The sequence below is a fragment of the Paramicrobacterium humi genome (assembly GCF_900105715.1).
GTDB lineage: Bacteria > Actinomycetota > Actinomycetes > Actinomycetales > Microbacteriaceae > Paramicrobacterium > Paramicrobacterium humi.
The window spans coordinates 1,091,348-1,109,336 of record NZ_FNRY01000001.1; the positions used below are offsets into that span (position 1 = coordinate 1,091,348).

Genomic DNA, 17,989 nt, shown 5'->3' on the forward strand with positions numbered 1-17,989 from the left:
TATCTGCGTTCGAGTACTTAGAGAAAGTCGACGTGCGAAAGCCGGTCAGGGCGATCTAGCGTTTCGATCAGATCGCGTACGACGGGCACGCTCCACGCGATGTTCCGTGCTATTCCCGCGTTAGGAGTGTCATCTGGCTGGTGGAGTTTGTGCCAGTTATTGAAGGTCAGAAACGCAGTTGGCACCCCTTGAACGGCAAAGGACATATCGTCAGTGCCCTTTGTCGGTGGGAAACGCGTTGCTACTGTCGTCGAGGCTCTGGTTCGTTCCACACTCGCTCGAATCTTCGAGTAAACAAGCTGTTCGAACTCTTCCGGTCCGCTCGCCAACTCGATATGGTCACTGTCACCGAGGCCATCGATGTTCAGCACGAAATCGAGCTCCTGCAGGCGTTCTGATCCCACTTCATCGACATACCGACGTGAACCACCCAGGTGCCACTCCTCGCCCGTGAAGAAGGCGAGGTCTACGGTTCTTTGGGGTTGGTTAGCTGACAGATCCCGTGCCAGGTTGAGGAGTGCAATTGTGCCGCTTCCGTTGTCGTAGGCGCCGGGAGTATTCCAGAAAGTGTCGTAGTGGGCGCACACGAGAACACGGCCCGTTCCCGAGCCGGGGATTGTGACGGTGACATTGTCGCTGGTCATGTCAGATGTTGTGCGACAGTCAGCGTTGACCTCAACCTGTACGGTCTCGCCTTGTTTGATGCGGTCGATGATGGCCGCCCCGTCCCATTGGGAGATCGAGAGGTGAGGCACCGTACTGTCGGACCCGGAGGGTAAGGGCTGCGGTGCTGCGGGGCCTTTGTCACGGACGTGGAGGAACGCAAGAACGCTCCCTTGATCGTCGACGACCGATAGGCGCTTCCACAGCTGCGAATCTCCCCATATTCCCTGATTGCCTAGGAATACGACGCGTCCCGTTACCGGTCCTCGTGTGCCGTTGCTCCAGAGCATGGGCCAGCACACAAGTTTTTCTTCCCAAGGATGGGTGACCGTGACAGTAGCCGTCGCTCCGGGGTGCCATCCGGGAAGCGCCACCGGCATGCGCGACGCGGTGAGGCCGACCGCGTTTAAACGGTCTACGAGCCACTTTGCTGCTTTCCCAATCCCGTAGCCGCCGTGGAACCTATTGCCGAGCTCTGTCAGTTCCGTGAGTTCGGCAAGCGCCTGATCCTGATCCATTCCGTTTAGTCCTTGAGTGTTTGGAAGTTGCAGTGTCATTTGATAGATCCCGCCATTAGCCCGTTGACGAAGTATTTGCCGAGCAGGAAGTACACGATCGCTGTGGGCAGTGCTGTGAGGATTGCGCCTGCCATGATCACGTTCCACTGCACGGAGAACGTGCCCGATAGGTTGTTGAGTGCCACGGTGATCGGCTGCGACCCGGGGTTCGGCACGATGACAAGGGCGAAAAGGAACTCGTTCCAAATGCTCGTGAATTGGAAGATGATCCCCACGACGAAACCTGGGATGGAGATTGGGATGATTACTCGCCAGAAGGTCGACCAGAACCCCGACCCATCCATCGACGCGGCTTCGATGATTTCATCCGGCACCGTCGCGTAGTAGTTCTTGAAGATCAGCGTTGTGATGGGAATTCCGTACACAATGTGAGTGAGGATGAGGCCGAGGATGTTTCCGTACAGTCCGATGAAGTTCAGCGTCTGAACCAGCGGAACAAGGATCACTTGATATGGGATAAACATCCCGAGAAGCATGAAGATCATCGTGCCGTTCGCGTACTTCGGCGGGAACTTGGCCAGAACATACCCGTTGATTGACCCGATGCCCACCGAGATGAGGGTTGCAGGAATCACGAGGATGATGCTGTTGCCAAGGCTGCCGCGCAACTGAGTCCATGCCTGGCTCATCCCGCTCAGACTGAACTCGGGCGGCAACAGCCACATTTGGCTCAGTTGCGCATCCTCAGTCGTCTTGAACGCGTTGGTGAGCACCACATAGAGCGGAAGCACGACGAACACCGCGGCAAGCGCCAACACGACGAGGGTGGCAATCTTCTTGCCTCTGTCCGCCTGCCAGCGACCCTTTTCATGCAACCGTTCTGGAGACCGGAGCCGCTGTGAAGGGACGACGGTTTGCAAGGTCTCAGACATCACTGCCCGCCTTCCGGTATGTGCGCGTCAGGTATGGCACGACGATGATTGCTATCAGTACGAGAAGCACGATCGCGGCGGTTGCAGCGGTGTTGTAATTCAGAGCGCGGAACATCTCCTGGTAGATGAAGATGCCGGGCACATCGGTGGCGAACCCAGGGCCGGTCCCACTCATCACGTAGACGAGGTCGAAGATCTTGAGAGCTGTAAAACCGAGGATGACGAGTAGGGAAACCGTGATCGGCTTAAGGAACGGCAATGTAATGTGCCGCAGCGTTTGCCAGGCGGACGCACCGTCAACCTTGCTTGCTTCGATCACCTCGCCCGGGATTGATCCGAGTCCAGCGAGATACATAGCCATCGCAAAGCCTCCGAACTGCCAACATGCCGCGATGACTACCGGGATCAACGCCGCCGGAATTCCGAACTGTGTCTGCACAGCACCAAAAGGGGGGATTATCTTGGCTACCGCGTCGTTCACGGCGAAGAACACCTGGGGATCGCTCAGCCATCGCGGCCCAAAGTCATCGATCCCGACTGCGCGAAGCGCGTCGTCGACGCCGATGGCGTTGAACAGCACGTTCACCCCTCCTTCGGGGTTGAAGACCCAGCGCCAAGCCACGCCCGTCACTACGAACGACAGCGAATAGGGGAACAGGAAGAGCGTTCGGAAGAAGCCCTTCGCGATGACCACCTGGTTCACGAGTAGCGCCAAGCCAAGTCCGACCAAGCTGGTTACGGCAAGGAAGAGGACTGTGAAGATGACCATGTTTCGCATGCCGCTTTGGAAACGGGTGTTGGCGAATAGATCCACGTAGTTCTTGCTGATATTGTCCGTCGGTGCCAGATCTTGCGCTAAGCCATGCCACTGCGAGACCGACACGACCCCAGTGAATCCAATGAATCCATATACGAAGATCGCGAGGACCACCAGGCTTGGCACGAGGATGACCCATCTGGGTGCGCTGGTTAGCGGGCGCTTCCGCGTTCGCGCGCGCTGAACTGGCGCGACGTCAGTTCTACTCACTGACTTTCCCTCCTGTTGGAGAGAAGGGGGCAGGGCGCCTCCGCATCCCACCCCCTTCAATGTCGTGGATGACTACTCGCCCTGCTGATCGGCGACCGCAGACATCGCAGAGATGAAGGCGTCAACATCGTGGTTGTTGGTAAGTAGCGTCATCTGGTCGGTGAATTGCTGCACGTAGTCGGCCGACGCCATGTTGCCCTGCTGGAACGACCATCCACGCTTCTGCGTTTGGAAGAGCTTGGCGGTCTCCTGTTGGTAAGGCGAAAGTGATGAGAGATCAGCATCCGACCTCACCGGCACGGACCCCTTGATTTCGGAGAAGTCAACCTGCGCCTCGGGGTCGTTCACCGTGCGCACCCAGGCTTCGGCGTTCTCTGGGTTCGGTGCATTCTTAGAGACGACGAAGAGGTCGATGTTTCCGAAGAAGGTGCCCTTCGAGCCGGGAAAGAGCGCATAGTCGAAGTCCTTCTCATATTCGAATCCGTTGAGCAGCAACTGCCCGTAGGTCCAGTCGCCCATGACGGTAAACGCGCATCCGCCATCTCCAACCGGTGCCACGGCATCGGGCCAGTTCAATGAAGCGTTGTCGCGGTTCCACACCGGGATCGAGTCGACAAACAGCTTCGTCGCTTGAACAATTCGAGGGTCGTCCCACCCAATGGAGCCGTCGAAGAGTGCGGGCCAGTCGTCGGGACCAAGTGCAGCGAACAGCAGGTTCTCGTACAAGACGCGTCCGCCGTAGCCGTTCTGACCTGCCATGCAAAGTGTCGAAGCGCCTTCGGCTTCAATCTTCGGGGCAAGATCAATTACGTCTGCGAGGGATTTGAAGGAATCAGGATCAGCACCAATCTTCTTGATTAGCGGCACGTTGTACCAAAGGGTGTTGGAGCGATGCACGTTACTCACGGCTCCATAGATCTTGCCGTCCACTGTCGATGCATCAATGACGTCTGCCGGCAGGTCCTCAGCCCATCCCTCTTTCTCGTACAAAGGCGTTAGGTCCTGCAGGAGATCCGCGTCGGTGTACATGCTCACGCCGTAACCGGCGGACGTCTGCCAGGTATCTGGCGGGTTCCCGCCGGCAAGCCGAGACTGCAACGCGGCTTGCGCGTTCTCTCCGCCGTCACCGGCGATGGCAGCGACGGTAGGTTTCTTCGCGTCCGGATTCTCTGCCATGTAGTGGTCGACCATGGTGGAGAGAGCTTCCGACTCCGCACCGGCCGTCCAATACGTCAAGATCTCAAGACCACCATCGCCGGCTCCGCCGCCTTTGGCGGAACTCCCACATCCCGCCAGCGCTGCAACTGTCGCAAGGGATACCGAGAGAGCGACTGCCCCTCGCACTACTTTCCTGTTTCGCATGCTGCGTCCTTAACTTCGTTGTTCGGGTGGATCGCAAGACCGATCTATTCAGCGACTTGACCTCAAGCACCTTTTGAGGTCGCTCGTAGTCGGGACCAAACCGGCATTGCAGGGGGTTTCTTTTGAAACAGTTGTACATTATCCGGACATGTATGGGAATGCAAGAGCGTGGTTTCAGCATTATTGCTCGCTCTGCGAGCGTGTAGCATCGAAACAGCGTGAAGTCGCTCGCAACTCGTACGAAAGAAGCACGATTGGTGAGCCACGAGTTCGACGGGCCCACAACTGAGGTGGGATTTGAAGAAGGAGAAACATGACTGCGGGCACTTCGGTAAACGTGAAGCGTTCGAACCGGCTGTCGGTATTACAGACGCTTCATGCCAGAGGTCCTATGCGCCAGGCTGAGATCGCCCGAGCTTGCAACCTCTCCACTTCGACGGTGTCGGCAATCGTCTCAGAAGCACGCGCTCAGGGACTCGTCGTGATGAGCGACTCGGAGTTGGGCGCAGCGACATCCGATCGCCGAGGCACCGCTGTAGCCTTCAACCCCGAGCTCGGTTACGTCATTGGCATCGACATCGGGCAGACCGTTACACGGGTGGCGCTTGGTGATCTCGAGTATCGGCCTCTATCTGTCGAAACGGTGCGCAGCATCGTCAACACACCCTCTGATGAGGCAACCCAGCGCATCATCTCCGCCACGCAGCGCCTTATGGAGAATGCCGGAATCGACTCAGGTCGTATAGTAGGCGTCGGCCTCGGAATGCCAAGCCCCCAGGATGCAGATCATCGTACAATCGAGGGACAACACATCTTTCCCGGGTGGACCGGCGAGCGAATCAGACAGGAATTCGAGAACCTTCTGCAAAAGCCGGTGTTCCTAGAGAACGATGCGGACGCAGCCGCGCTTGCAGAATCTCGTTGGGGTGCCGGGCGCGACGTGACGAGCTTGCTGCATGTCCTTACGCACGCGGGCGTTGGAGCAGGCATCGTCCTCAACGGGGAGATATATCGAGGGGCGAGCGGACGGGCGGGCGAAATCGGCCATATTTCCATCGATGCGCATGGCCCTCTTTGTTATTGCGGAAATCGTGGTTGTCTGCAGACATACGCTGGCGGCGACGCGGTCGCTGCGGTTCTACGACCCTTTCACGGCGACGACACGTCAATTGACGATGTATTGCTGGCAGCCCACGAAGGTGAACGCACGGCAATTCGCGCAGTCCGCGATGCCGGTCACTTCATAGGCAGAGTTCTCGGAGAAGTTGCAAACATTCTCAACCCCGAGAAGATCGTCGTCAGCGGTTGCTTCCCGAGAGCGGGAGAAATCTTCTTCGGCCCCCTGCGCTCGGAGTTTGATCTCAAAGCCATGCATGGAATTGCAGATATACAGATCGTCCCTAGCGAATTGCCAGATGATGCGACCATCCGGGCTGCTCTCGGCATAGTGCCCATCGACCTGGAACAGCTCTATGAGATCCGCGACTGATCGCTCAGCAGCAAATTCTTAAAATCTCATCCGGAGTTCTCACAAGGCTTGTTCGCCGGGAATCGTCGCGGTTCGGCAAATTAATACGGCGCCGAATCTAACATTCGAATCCAGCCCGGTTCTCAGGCACCCGCAACAGAGTTGTTCCGGCAGTCGGAGCAGCAGCTCCTCTTCACTCATACATACGATTGGCTAAGACATGACCAGTTCTGTTCCGACCATAAATCTCAACGATCGGCATTCCATCCCGCAGCTGGGATTCGGTGTCTTTCTGGTTGACCCTGCCGAGGCCGAGCGCATCGTCACCGACGCGCTCCAGGCCGGCTACCGCCACATCGACACCGCCGCGATCTACGGAAACGAAGAGGGCGTCGGCGCGGCGATCGCGAAGAGCGGCATCGCCCGCGACGAGCTGTTCATCACGACGAAGCTCTGGAACACCGACCAGGGCACCCAGTCGGCACACGACGCGATCGACCGCAGCCTCGAGAAGCTCGGCCTGGACCACGTCGACCTCTACCTGATCCACTGGCCAACGCCCGAGCGCGACCTCTACGTCGAGACGTGGCGCGCACTCGAGCAGATCAAGGCCGACGGAAGGACCCGCTCGATCGGCGTCTCGAACTTCCTCCGCGAGCACCTCGACCGCATCCTCGCCGAGACCGACACCGTTCCCGCCGTCGACCAGATCGAGCTGCACCCCGCACTGCAGTCACGCGAGCTCACTTCGTTCGCCCACTCGAAGGGCATCGCGATCGAGGCATGGGGCCCGCTCGGCCAGGGCAAGTACCCGCTCTTCGACGAGCCAGCCGTCGCGGATGCCGCATCCGCCCACGGCAAGACACCCGCGCAGGTCGTCATCCGCTGGCACCTGCAGCACGGCAACATCGTGTTCCCCAAGTCGAACCACGCCGAGCGCATCGCGCAAAACATCGATGTCTTCGACTTCGAGCTGACCCGCGACGAGATGGGCGCCATCGACGCCCTCGAACGGAATGGGCGGGTCGACAAGCACCCGAATGAGTTCAATTGATCTGCCCGAGCGGGCCTGTCGATTAGAATTCGGACCGATGTTCGCTCACCTCGAAGTCGGTGTCGGAGCGGAGCTCGGCACTTCGATGTCGTCGCCCGGAAGCGCCCGGTAGCAACCGGGCGTATGGCGGCTGCTCGGGGATACTGTCAGCCAGTGAGGGGCCTGTGAGCGTCACGGCGCTTTTTGCCAGGTGACAATTTGACCTCGTCATTGGGCGCGGCTACTCCGAACGAGGCAACGAGCGCGAATGGAGTTAGTGGAATCGAGAGTCGAGCGGGCGGTTCAGCCGTTCCAGGGCCCTCATTCGTGCTACTCAGGTGCCCCTTATAGCCAGCTTCCTAACACCCCCTAGCTTTACCCGCGCCGCTCAACTGCTGACGCCCACACCCATGCCGTGAGCGTCGCCCCTTGCTGTGTCGCCCAGCGCCTGCACCGCTTTATCTGTCCATGCGATCGCTTCGGCGTCAGGTCGCACTGTGGCTTCGAAAAAGCGCACCCAGGCGCGCACCGGAATCGGCGCAGACGGGCGCCGGACCGGGTTGTTCTTGAGGTCAAGCTCTTCGTTGCTCAGGGAAATGGGACGCGTACGCGTGAGGAACGTATCGATGCCGCGGTCCATGCCTCGCTCGTACCTGCTGAGTCCCATGAACTCATTAGAACGAACGTTCCCTTGTGGTCAAATACGCGCGATCAGCGTCTCGTCTTCTGGATCCGCGGTGCGTACGTTATTCAGCTTTCGGTCTACCGGATACGTAGTCATTGTTGAAGCGATCGCAGACGAACTCGCGTCAAGCGTCGCGAGTGCTTCAGCGCTGTCCTTGATCTTCTCGGGGGCAATCCATTGATCCCACGCGTCCGCGGTCAGGAACACGGGCATCCGGTCGTGGATCTCCCCGGACGCGTCGCGAGCAGCGCGGGTGATGATCGTGAATGTTATCTTCCAATCGTCGCCTTCGCGCCGTGCGGCATAGAGCCCGGCTGCTGCAAGAAAGTCGTCCCCGGAGTGTATGAAATAGGGCTGCTTGCCATCCGGTTGTTGCTCCCATTCGTAGTAGCCGATCATGGGCACCAGGCATCGCTGCCCGGTGAATGCGCTGCGGAACATGCCGTTGCTCGCGACGCCCTCCAGACGCGCGTTGATTGGTGAAGGACCGCCCTGCTTGGCCCAGCTGGGCCGGAATCCCCAATTCGCTACATCGAGGTTCCGATGGAGGTCCCCTGCCTCGTCTCGCCACTCACGGACGATGGGTGCCGGGTCCGTAGGAGCGATACTGTAAGCAGGCCGCCAGTCCCGGAAGTCTCCGCCGGAGGCGACGAACTCGGTGATCAGTTCGTCCGTCTCTTTGTTCATCGCAAAGCGACCGCACACGCTAGTCTTCCTCCCCTGGTTTTGGGAAGAGGCGGTGTTTGTCGGGATCGAGCGTCGAGATCCACTCCTCGTCGAGAACATCGCTCTCGGCTGATGGCGCGTCCGCGTACGGTCCCCGCCAGAGCGGCGACACGTTGTCCGGAAGACCGGTGTGGTCGGGATACACGTAACGGCCTCGCACCATGGTGACTCTCGGTTCTTGAGTCCCTTCCGGGTCGAATGTCTGCAGGAGTGAGTGCAGCTCATGCCGCAGTGTGGCGGCGGTCTCTCGGGCGTCGTCTTCGTCACCGCGCGTCAGCGCGTCGCGCAGAGCTGCAGCCTCGTGCGCAATGTAGTCCGCCTGCGTGATCACCATGGGCCGATTCTCGCCCCTGCAGTTGCCGGTGACAAGGCTCAACTGCTTCTCAGTAGAACGGCCGGGAGGACAGCTGAGGAAGCAAGAACATCGACGATCTTCCGAAGCAGCTATGCGCTCGACACCGCGAGGTGACCACGCGGCGCCGAGGGACAGAGTCAAGTTCCATTCTTGGAAGGTGCCATCGCGGACGCACGAGCATCACGCCGGAATCGCTGCCGTCTTTCGGAGAGTGACATAGCAAAGCCGTCGGTACGGCCGTCCAGGTTCAACGCCAACGAGATGCTCGCAAGCAACTCTTTCTCAATGACCCAAGGCGCGTCATCGATGACCCAACTGATGCGAGCGTGTCCGAGCATCCAACGCGTCAGCTTCTCCTCGCTAGCCGGCCCCCAGTTCAGCCTGCCACCATACGCGCCGAGGGTGAGTCCGAGCTCGTCCGACAACAGCACCCCGAGGCTCAACCGCAGTGTCGACCTTGAGGCGTCCTTCATCGAATGTGCAGTGAGCCCGTCCCGGAGACGGCTGTTGCTCTCCGTACCTGCCAAACTCGGCTTCCTGGGAGCAATCCCCACATAGAGAAGCTCAAGACCTCGCGCGGTTGCGTACTCGCTGTGCGGGACCGGAAGGGCATCAGGCGTGAACCACCAGCCGTACACGCCTTTCTCGCGAGGAACTGTACGGACATCAACGAGACAGAAGCCGTGCGGCGGCAGCGGACAGGCTCAACTTCCCGCGATTTCTACTCGCGCGTTGTCGATCTGCTTTTGAAACGAGGGCACCCAACGCGTGAGTGTCGGGAGGTCGTCCCACCGGATAACCAGCGTAAAGCCCGGTTTCTTCTGTTTACCGATGGTTAGCATCATCAATCAGCGCCTGGGCAGCGGCATTGACTTGTTTGAAGCGGTCTTCGCGTATCGCGGTCACCGGAGCATAGTCGCCGAGCCAAGGATTGCCTCCGGTGAACCAGAGCCGGGCGACCTGCTCACCCTCGACCTCGACCACTCGCCGCCACTGCTCATAGGCAAAGGCGAGTTGCTTGGCCTCGGCGGGACCCGGTACGGGCCCATCGTGTTTGGACCACTCCCGGGAAATTCTCGCGTCTTTAGCGCCGGCCAATCCGGCGACCAGGGTAGGCCCGAGTCCGGCATTCAGACGTCGGGTAATTTCGCGGATCGATAGAGTCATGCCGTACCCCTCCGTGCTGGCGGGTCGCCGATGGACACCCAGTGCTCAAGTTGGCTCATGTCACCCGGTAGCAGCCCAGAAACCGCATGAGGGCGCAAGAGGAACCGCTCAGGAGTGATTCCTAGCCGCCAGGAATCTCCATGGAGATCGCTGCCGAGGTCGTCGTCGAGCCATGCCAATCGCGCGGGCCTCAGACGATCGATAAGGAGTTCCATAGCGCGGAGCTTCCACCAGTGACGGGTCTCCGGGTAGAACGAGATGTACTCATCGAACACGTCGTTGATGATGGTGTGGCCAGATCGTGTCTGCACAGCTGGGTGGTCCGCGCGGTGCGGAACCAGCCCCTCCAGCCCGAGGGCTTGCTCAAGCTCATCCAGCAACCATGGCTCCTCAAGCCAGGTGGTCACCCAGGCGCCCTCGACATTCGGCAGTGCGAGGAGAGCCTTCAGCCGATCGAGGACCGCCTGCTGCCATTGGATATTCCACCGGCCCACTAGCGCCTTCGCGTGGGGTGTCCTTGGCTTCTTCGTGAATGAGTTGAGCACGCCGTCAACGTCCAAGGCGATCAGCGTCAGATCTGGCTCCGGCATAAAGCTCCTCTCGGTCCGTAAGTCCCCCGCGGCTCCTTAAGGCCGTAAATTGCTCGTAAACCAGCAAATCCGTTTTGCTGCCTGAACTGGCGTTTCTATAGGGACGATTCTAGTTTAGAGTGTCCGCATGTGCTCAGACCGACCGGTGTCGGCTGAAACCTTGTCACGCCTCGGACATGCGATATGCCGGCTATCTGTCGACTCGGAATTCATCACTGGCTCCTGGGCAAACTATTCGTTCGTTAGCGAGGGAAAATGCACGACACGCCGTGCATTCGAGGCAAGTCGCACGTTGAACTCGTCTTCCAGTGTCGCTTCGGCAGCTGGACTTTCAGATCCCTGATACCGCACAGCGATCGTCATATTCTGCCTCTGCGCTCAGCTTCACCCGTGCTTTGAGGAGGATGACTAACCGTGACCTACCGTGACTCGTCCGACGAGTTCGACTGCGAGGCCGACCTCGAGAGCTTCCTGGAAGTTGTGCTCCCCCAGCTCCTCGCATCCCTCGACATGAATGTGATGATCATCGGGAGACAAGTCTCCGCAGGGCCGCGCTGCCGAATCGATCTGCTGGCAATCGACTGGGACGGAACCGTCTACGTCATCGAGCTGAAGCTCGGGGCAGCATTGCCAGAGACGACCGCTCAGGTGCTCGATTATCTGAACGCCATCGAGAACAGAAGTCCGGAGGAGTTCATCCGGCTTGCGCGTGACGAGCACGGCATCGATTTGCTAAATGCCTTCCAGCAAGAGTTCGGGCTTCCACTTCCAGAAGCGATCAATGAAACACAGCACGCCATTGTGATCGCCCAGTCCTTCCACTCGCGAACGGAAAACAATCTCCTGTATCTCCGGAACAGGGGCCACCAAATCACGGCATTTACATATGGCATGAACGTCGATGGCGTGGCGCTCAGTCCCGCTTGCATCGAAGACGGCGAGAGCGAAGCGTCGAGTGCTCGCTGGCCTTTGCAGGAACGACGAAGGCGTCCACGAGTGGCCACGCAAATGGCAGCGCCGGGATATGCTCCTCGCATTGACCTACAGTGGTTCTGGCACCTCTACGCGCCCAGGTTTGTCGCGGATATCGTGCTCGTGCAGTCAGCACACCGGATATATCAGGCGTGGATGGCTGCTCAGATGTCCGAAGGTTCTTCCTTAAGCACGCTTTCGGAGGGACAGTTCGCGAGACAGCTACGCAATCTCCTCGAGTCCTCCGGTGAATGGATGCGGGTGTATCTGCTGCCCGGGACCAGAATTGATCCCTTCCTGCCCCTGATTGAGCAGCCGTCGACACGGACGTCCCGCACGGACGGGCATCGCATCGTGGCTTATCAGCGGAAGACTGGCGCAGGATGAGACAGACGAAGCGTACCCAGCAATTCATCGAGGCAAGGGTCGCGGGTCACGGCTCCCACCCAAAGAGGCCAACGGCAATGTTGGCCGCCTGTCACCTGGTAACGCTTAACAATCGAGTCGAGCGCAGAGTGCGACCCGAGCATGTACTCGTGCGTTTCCTCGGAATTCCGGCCTGCTCCCATTCTGCGGTCCGGGCGGTCCTAAGCTGTGACCACACGCGCTGTGCGTGAGTCAGCAGACCCGGTCCAAGAGATTCAGCAGGGCTGTCCAGCCCTCTTCGTTGCCATCGGGGCGCTCGGGGTCTACTGAGAACGCGAGAATCTGTCCGCCCTCAGCCGTCTCGAACATCTCATATGCAGGAACACGAGGGCTTTTCGCGTAATACAAGATGACTCCAAAGGTCGGGTCTTGGTGCGCGAAATTGTTGAAATAGCCGAGAAGCTTATAGATCTCCTCAGTTGGACGTCTGGACCGATCGCGGAGCTTCGCGTCAAGAATGACGTGCTGACCTTCGCTCCCCACCACGAGGTAATCCGGAACACCCCCCAGGCGTGATTTAGCATTCTTGCGACTCGATTCGACGCTACGCCAACGCGGCTCAATATTGAGTGTCTTGCGAAGACCACTTTGCACGTAAAGTGAGAGTCGCGTCCCGTTCGGAGTGTCATCGGAGCCGAACACAGGCTGGGGATCACCATAAATCCACTCGTTGCGTTCGCCACCGTACCTTGCGCTCATCCGCTCGCGTATCTGCTCCAGACACCACAGCTCAAAGAGCGTCTCATCGAAATCAGATCCGTAGTACGACCAGTCGATTTCACCCCCGACCTCGGTTGGCGCACCCTCAAGGCTCGCAATCAACCAATCAACGACTCGCTTATAGGCGGTCGGACTTGTCGTGTGCCCAGCAACAACGCGTCCATTTGCAGCATCAGCCACGCTCTCAATTGATCCCCTCCGGATGGCATTCAACGCCTCGTCACGTATCCCGGCGAGCCACGGTTGGCGAAGCATTCGCTGAACTACTTCATTAAGCCGTACCGCAGCCACATACTCCGGACCACCTCTTCTGGCTTTCGGTATGAACTCTCGAGCGAGATCTAGCTCGCGATGCACAATGAGCAGTGCAGCACACACCGCGATATTCTCGGGGACTGCGTGCTCCCGTTTTACAACCACTATCGGGTACTCCGGTTCGCCTACCAGACCCACACCACCCGAAACGCGCGTGAGGTCTAGCATCCCACGCACTTCACCTCTAGAAGAATGACGACGCCGGCGGTAGTGAAACGTTGGGCGTCGATTGATTTCGTCCGCGGCATCCGTCAGCTTTACCGCGCTCTGAATAGCGACGCGAAGGCGAAGCGCACGAACTAGCTGTTCCGAACGGTCTTCGTCACCTCCACCGACGGACAGTCCGTGCAGTGCCGATCGCGCCTGGCCAGATCGCCTAAAGTACGTACTAGCAAGAAGTGTTGCAGTTTGAAGCGACGCTAGCCGTGCCGATTCAGTCAAATACCCCTTGGCCCCGTTGGACATCGTCGCGCTCAGAATCGTGTGCTGGACGCATCCGCAAGATGTCGAACCGCGCGCTCAGATGCACTTAGCTCATAATCACGAAGCACATCCGCCATCTCCTTCAAAGCATTCAAGCTCAGGTTGCTGGCCTGGTGAGTAACCGTGTCCGCAAAGCAGATATCGAGCGCCTCGAGGTCCACCGCTGAGAGGTCCCCGTCGCTCTGTACAAGCAGGGAGAACCAGACATCGACGATCTGCGCGGTGCCCAAGGGCCACTGGACTTTCCCTCCGGGATTACGCACCGCATGAAGAACATTCGCCAAGACCGTTACAATTGCAGGTGTTCCCGGCACTGCGGATAGCCCCGTCACTTCAGACCACCTCTGTCGAGCCATGCTGAGCGCCGCCTCGCTCTCTGCAATCACCGCCGTTTCGTCAACGGCAACGCCGATAGAAACGAACTGAAAACGCCGCGAAAGACCTTGGCTGAGCGAGTTGACGTACGACGCGTCAACATCATTCATCGTTGCGATGATTCTAAAGGCCGTCGGAACCCACAGCTCCTTTCTGCCTGATCGCTCAAACCAAAGCTCTAGCGGAGTTTCCAACAGATGGGACGGGGCGTTCGAAGAAAGTACCGTGTAAAGCGGCCCAATGGCCTTATCGATATCCGCCCGGTTAAATTCGTCGATGAGGAGCCATGTCGCCTTCTTCGCACCCGTGTTCACAGATTCTGCGCAGGCAAGTACTGCCTCGGACACGACTCCAAGCGCTGGGGCGAAGCTCCCATCGTCTACTGGGCGCAACCCGCCAATCACGTCGTAGGTGCTCCAGTCTGCCGTAGATGTCGTCACCCGAAGATCCGCGGAGTAGACCTCAGCGAGGATCCGTGCCACCGTTGTTTTTCCTGTTCCTGGTGGGCCCTGTAGAACGACGTGTCCGGCTTCAATCGCAGTCACAAGTTGTTTGGCCAGCGCGGAACTGTCCGCAAGGAGCAAACCGGCGTCATCCATAGCGGACTCCAACGCATCGACACGCTCTGCAAACGGCACGCGGGGGGCTGCAGCTGACACGACATCCCGCGTCCACGCAAACGATTCCGCGCGGCGCTCGAGGGCGCGGAGCGCGGCCTCATCGGCAATCTCAAGCGACATTAGCTCTCTCTCCAACTCATAAGTACCGACTCAAGTTGAGCGCGCGAGCATCCAAGGGCATGCAACCTGTAGATCTCCATCGCACGACAAAAGTTCCGCCTGCCCGCGAGCCGAGTAGTTGGAACCCGATCAACAAACTTGGTGATGTGGGGAGCCAGCTTCTGGTCCGCGCCCGCCCATGCCAACCAAGCGTCCGGGGACCACACGTCGCCTTTCCGTAACACGCAGATGACAGAAAACGGATTGAACCCTGCGTCGTCTGTTTGGTTGAGATATGACGGTGCGTACAATCTCCAGCCGTCCTGCAGCCAATAGTCCGCGGGCTGTAGACTCACCAGCTGGTTCCAGAAATCATAGAAATTCAGATACGTGACATGTTCCGATTCAACACCGATCCGGACAAGGGCGACAGCCCTGGCGAGCTCATAGAGTTCCGTCGTCTCCGCGATCCCGAGTGATTCCCATTCCTCGAGCAGGCGAGCGCCAAGAGAGCTCAGATCGGCTTCACCTGCAATTGCGGCGCCCGTGGGTCCGATCTTGCGCTCCACTAGGCCGGCACTCGAGAGATCCGTTACGACCTGGTTCGCATCGCCGCCTGGCACACCCGTGGCACGAATCTCGCCGAGACGATCGACCATGACACCGGTTCGCCGGAGTGAGGTCGCGAACGGATCAAGCGAAGCGCCTTGACTCACCCGAGTACGACTAAAGACGGATTCAAACCATCTGCGGTACTGGCTGGCGAACAGCTCCTGTGGGGTCACCCTCCCTATCCTGCACTACCCGAGCCGACAAAATGAGTTCGCTCACGTCACGTGCGGTGTATCCGACATAGCTCGCATAGTTTCGCCGGGGAACTAGCACTGTCCGCTGACTGCCCTGTTCGAACATCGGCTCCGCGAGCAGCTGTTCCAAAAGCAGCTGCCCAGTGCTGTCAGGTCCACTGTCGAACTTGCTCCAATGATTCTTGCCGTTGAAGTAACTGATCACGACAGTGTCACAGTCCGCACGACGAATCAACGTACGCATGTCCTCAATAAAACGAGAGGCCTTACAGAACGATGACGCAAAGTCGTCATCAGGGTTCTGCCCTCGCACAAACATGAGGTTGCCGAAATAGGCACTCGGATCTTCCATTTCGACATATCGACATATCACATTGAGAAGGAAGTAGTACGCAGAATACTGCCGAAAATTGTAAGGCGGATCCAAGTACAAGACCGAATGATGATCCACCGACGAGATGAATTCTAGAGTGTCCTGCTCTCGCCCTGCGTAATGGTCAAGGGGGCCGCCCGCGTATATGTAGCGAAGATCAGGCATTTCAAGAACCAATGGATTGAGTGCGCGTGAATCCCAATTCGATCGCGGAAAGTCATGGTAGGTGCCTTGGGTATTGGCCACCTTCTCTACAGCCCGGAGAGTCGATGCCAGTAGAATCGCGAGGGTTGCATCACGGATCAACCCTTCGCGATTCCAAAATCGAAGATGATTGAGGATCCGATCGATTCGCCTAGCATTCTGTGGCTTGAAGAATCGCCTGTTCCCGCTCCGCCCACGTGAACTTACGAACCGCGAATTGGTGCCCGCCTCACAATATGCGTCATAGAAATCAGTTCGTCGATAGCTATCCGGCAGATCGAGATCATCACAACTATTCAGGAACTCGATGAAACTTGCCAACGCAGCGACCTGTCTTTCGTCGATGGCGTTCAGAATCATTTCGTAGTCCGGGCGGTGAAGAGACTCGATAGCGCTCTGCCGCACACGACTGAGCGATTCAACGCGGTTCTCGACGATTCCTCGTGACGCATCAAAGTCAGGGAGCGCGGTCGGAACGAGATACGCCTCAGCCAGTACGGACGAGAAAAGGTTAATGTCGTTCGCAGTTACACGATAGCCTGATGACTTAAGCCCCATCGCGACAGAGAGGCTTCCCGAGAAGGCGTCGACGACGTGATCGCCCGGACGTGCATGAGCGCCGATGGCTTCCAGAAGCGGAGTCATGATGGACTGCTTGTTTCCTAGGTATCGGCTAATCAACGGTGCTCCGCAACAACGAGTACTTCTGGATCTTCCCGCGATGCATATGCAGCGGATGATTGGTTGAACTGTCGGTATCGAATATCAAGCGTAGTCACATCAACGTTGCAAGCACCGTAAACCCCAGACACAGTTTGTAGCAGCTCTTCAAGACTGATCGATCGGCTGTTCCCTGTTGATCCCGGCGCACTCTCGGAATAGCTGATCACTAGTCTTGCCGACGCATCGTAGGCATTTTCAGCGAGATTCCGAAATGCAATCGGAGCCGCTCGCCGCGAACAAAACGCTGATTTAAATCGTTCCACCGGATACAAACCCTTAGTAATCTGACCATTCTTCCGTTGCAGGTTTGCCGGAACGCCGAGAGTGAGCGTGTCCAGAACATGGTAAAACCGGGAATACTGCTGCGCCGTGTACGGAGGATCCGCATACACGGTCGATACGTCGTGTTCGATAAGGAGATCACTTGAGAGGTGTTCCGCTTCGAGCTCAAACGCGTTATGAGTTCCGCTCCGTTCCGCGCTCTGCTCAATTTGGTTCAGCGCATCCAGGAAGAGTTCGGAAACATCAATCTTTCGATCCTGAAGAAGACGACGCGCCTGAAACGGCGTCAGCTGCTGGTTTGCATTGATGGGTTGGGCGAAATGCTTACCGGCCGAGAACACCGCAGCTGACGCGGCGCTGGCGACCGCTGTGAGGCCAGCATCAGCCTGCCAACGCTGGATCTTGCCGTGAGCAAAAAGACGCATAACTTCACCCACAAGCCGATCGAGCTCGATAGCCTGCTTTACACCAAAATACGTGCCCGCGTATGTTGACGTCATGCTGGCGAATGGTCTGTGGACTCCATCCATCGATGCGCGGTCAACCTCGTCAAAAACACTCCGGAAGGCAGGGGACATGGAAGCCTCACGCCATCGCAGGGGAACCGCCCTACTGACAGCAATTGCATCTTCTGCAGAGCCACGCGTGAGAGCAACTTCCTCAGCCTCTACGTACGGCGCCCACAGCTCATAGTCAGCCGGCATCCGCAGCGAACCGATCGCGCGAAGCGCGTCGAGATCATCGGCTCTCTCGCCCCGCCCAATGGACAACATTGCGCGGGCGAACGTGACGCTGCACACAAGCTTGTCAGTAGCCAGAACTCGCATCCCTTGGCTCGCTAGACGTTGAGACACCACTGTCGAACCGCAGAACGCATCCCAGACAGTTGCACCGGGTTCACGATCCCGGATCACAACCTTGGAGACCTCATCAAGCACGCGCAGCTTGTTGCCCAAAAACTGCACGGGGCGCCACGAAGATGCTTCTGTCTGCTGCATCGTTCTCATTTGCTTCCCACCATGCTCTTAACCGCGTCCCAGACCGGGGAGTCGACGGCCTCTAGAT

Annotated in this window: 18 protein-coding genes; 3 read left to right on the forward strand and 15 right to left on the reverse strand. The window is 58.3% G+C overall.

Annotated features, from left to right (window positions below; all coding sequences use genetic code 11):
• Nucleotides 1-17 precede the first annotated feature (17 nt).
• From BLV49_RS05530 to BLV49_RS05545, 4 genes are all read right to left on the reverse strand, one after another.
• Nucleotides 18-1,181, reverse strand: a complete 1,164-nt coding sequence (locus BLV49_RS05530; RefSeq protein WP_176980734.1) for a M20/M25/M40 family metallo-hydrolase — start codon at nt 1,179-1,181, stop codon at nt 18-20.
• Nucleotides 1,182-1,216: 35 nt separating this feature from the next.
• Nucleotides 1,217-2,113 (reverse strand): carbohydrate ABC transporter permease, encoded by an 897-nt coding sequence (locus BLV49_RS05535; RefSeq protein ID WP_091181050.1) that lies wholly within the window; start codon nt 2,111-2,113, stop codon nt 1,217-1,219.
• Nucleotides 2,106-2,996, reverse strand: coding sequence for a carbohydrate ABC transporter permease (locus tag BLV49_RS05540; protein ID WP_218132597.1), 891 nt, complete (start codon nt 2,994-2,996; stop codon nt 2,106-2,108). The genes BLV49_RS05535 and BLV49_RS05540 overlap by 8 nt, the downstream gene beginning before the upstream one ends.
• Before the next feature lie 216 nt (nt 2,997-3,212).
• A complete protein-coding gene (locus BLV49_RS05545) occupies nt 3,213-4,502 on the reverse strand; it encodes an ABC transporter substrate-binding protein (protein WP_091181058.1) in 1,290 nt (429 codons plus the stop codon).
• A 313-nt stretch (nt 4,503-4,815) separates the two neighbouring features.
• Between BLV49_RS05545 and BLV49_RS05550 the strand changes: the two genes are divergently transcribed.
• Together BLV49_RS05550 and BLV49_RS05555 are read left to right on the forward strand one after the other, a co-directional pair.
• Nucleotides 4,816-5,991 (forward strand): ROK family transcriptional regulator, encoded by a 1,176-nt coding sequence (locus BLV49_RS05550; RefSeq protein ID WP_091181061.1) that lies wholly within the window; start codon nt 4,816-4,818, stop codon nt 5,989-5,991.
• Between the two features lie 199 nt (nt 5,992-6,190).
• Nucleotides 6,191-7,024 carry an aldo/keto reductase gene (locus BLV49_RS05555; RefSeq protein WP_091181064.1) on the forward strand — a complete coding sequence of 278 codons (834 nt, stop codon included), beginning with the start codon at nt 6,191-6,193 and terminating at the stop codon, nt 7,022-7,024.
• Between the two features lie 367 nt (nt 7,025-7,391).
• On the opposite strand, the gene BLV49_RS05560 is transcribed toward BLV49_RS05555, so the two are convergent.
• The 6 genes from BLV49_RS05560 to BLV49_RS05585 form a co-directional block, all read right to left on the reverse strand.
• The gene (locus BLV49_RS05560) at nt 7,392-7,643 is read right to left on the reverse strand and encodes a hypothetical protein (RefSeq protein WP_143033971.1); all 252 of its coding nucleotides are present in this window, start codon (nt 7,641-7,643) and stop codon (nt 7,392-7,394) included.
• A 57-nt stretch (nt 7,644-7,700) separates the two neighbouring features.
• Nucleotides 7,701-8,393 carry an SOS response-associated peptidase gene (locus tag BLV49_RS05565; protein WP_434061452.1) on the reverse strand — a complete coding sequence of 231 codons (693 nt, stop codon included), beginning with the start codon at nt 8,391-8,393 and terminating at the stop codon, nt 7,701-7,703.
• Nucleotide 8,394: 1 nt separating this feature from the next.
• The gene (locus BLV49_RS05570) at nt 8,395-8,748 is read right to left on the reverse strand and encodes a hypothetical protein (protein ID WP_091181070.1); all 354 of its coding nucleotides are present in this window, start codon (nt 8,746-8,748) and stop codon (nt 8,395-8,397) included.
• Nucleotides 8,749-8,906: 158 nt separating this feature from the next.
• Nucleotides 8,907-9,407 carry a GIY-YIG nuclease family protein gene (locus BLV49_RS17410; protein WP_091181073.1) on the reverse strand — a complete coding sequence of 167 codons (501 nt, stop codon included), beginning with the start codon at nt 9,405-9,407 and terminating at the stop codon, nt 8,907-8,909.
• A 187-nt stretch (nt 9,408-9,594) separates the two neighbouring features.
• Nucleotides 9,595-9,936, reverse strand: a complete 342-nt coding sequence (locus BLV49_RS05580) for a hypothetical protein (RefSeq protein WP_091181076.1) — start codon at nt 9,934-9,936, stop codon at nt 9,595-9,597.
• Entirely contained in the window at nt 9,933-10,526 is a 594-nt protein-coding gene (locus BLV49_RS05585) for an HAD domain-containing protein (protein WP_091181079.1), read from the reverse strand. Before BLV49_RS05585 ends, BLV49_RS05580 begins: the two co-directional genes overlap by 4 nt.
• 414 nt (nt 10,527-10,940) lie before the next feature.
• On the opposite strand from BLV49_RS05585, the gene BLV49_RS05590 reads away from it, so the two are divergent.
• On the forward strand, nt 10,941-11,885 hold the full coding sequence (locus BLV49_RS05590; RefSeq protein WP_091181082.1) for a PDDEXK family nuclease: 945 nt from the start codon (nt 10,941-10,943) through the stop codon (nt 11,883-11,885).
• 231 nt (nt 11,886-12,116) lie between these two features.
• On the opposite strand, the gene BLV49_RS05595 is transcribed toward BLV49_RS05590, so the two are convergent.
• The 5 genes from BLV49_RS05595 to BLV49_RS16700 form a co-directional block, all read right to left on the reverse strand.
• Nucleotides 12,117-13,127: a hypothetical protein gene (locus tag BLV49_RS05595; RefSeq protein ID WP_143033972.1), complete on the reverse strand. Its 1,011-nt coding sequence runs from the start codon at nt 13,125-13,127 to the stop codon at nt 12,117-12,119.
• A gap of 305 nt (nt 13,128-13,432) precedes the next feature.
• Nucleotides 13,433-14,557, reverse strand: coding sequence for an AAA family ATPase (locus BLV49_RS05600; RefSeq protein WP_091181089.1), 1,125 nt, complete (start codon nt 14,555-14,557; stop codon nt 13,433-13,435).
• Nucleotides 14,557-15,321: a hypothetical protein gene (locus BLV49_RS05605; RefSeq protein WP_143033973.1), complete on the reverse strand. Its 765-nt coding sequence runs from the start codon at nt 15,319-15,321 to the stop codon at nt 14,557-14,559. The genes BLV49_RS05600 and BLV49_RS05605 overlap by 1 nt, the downstream gene beginning before the upstream one ends.
• Nucleotides 15,275-16,600 (reverse strand): DNA adenine methylase, encoded by a 1,326-nt coding sequence (locus BLV49_RS05610; protein ID WP_281245315.1) that lies wholly within the window; start codon nt 16,598-16,600, stop codon nt 15,275-15,277. Before BLV49_RS05610 ends, BLV49_RS05605 begins: the two co-directional genes overlap by 47 nt.
• The gene (locus tag BLV49_RS16700) at nt 16,597-17,922 is read right to left on the reverse strand and encodes a hypothetical protein (protein ID WP_143033974.1); all 1,326 of its coding nucleotides are present in this window, start codon (nt 17,920-17,922) and stop codon (nt 16,597-16,599) included. The genes BLV49_RS05610 and BLV49_RS16700 overlap by 4 nt, the downstream gene beginning before the upstream one ends.
• Nucleotides 17,923-17,989 lie beyond the last annotated feature (67 nt).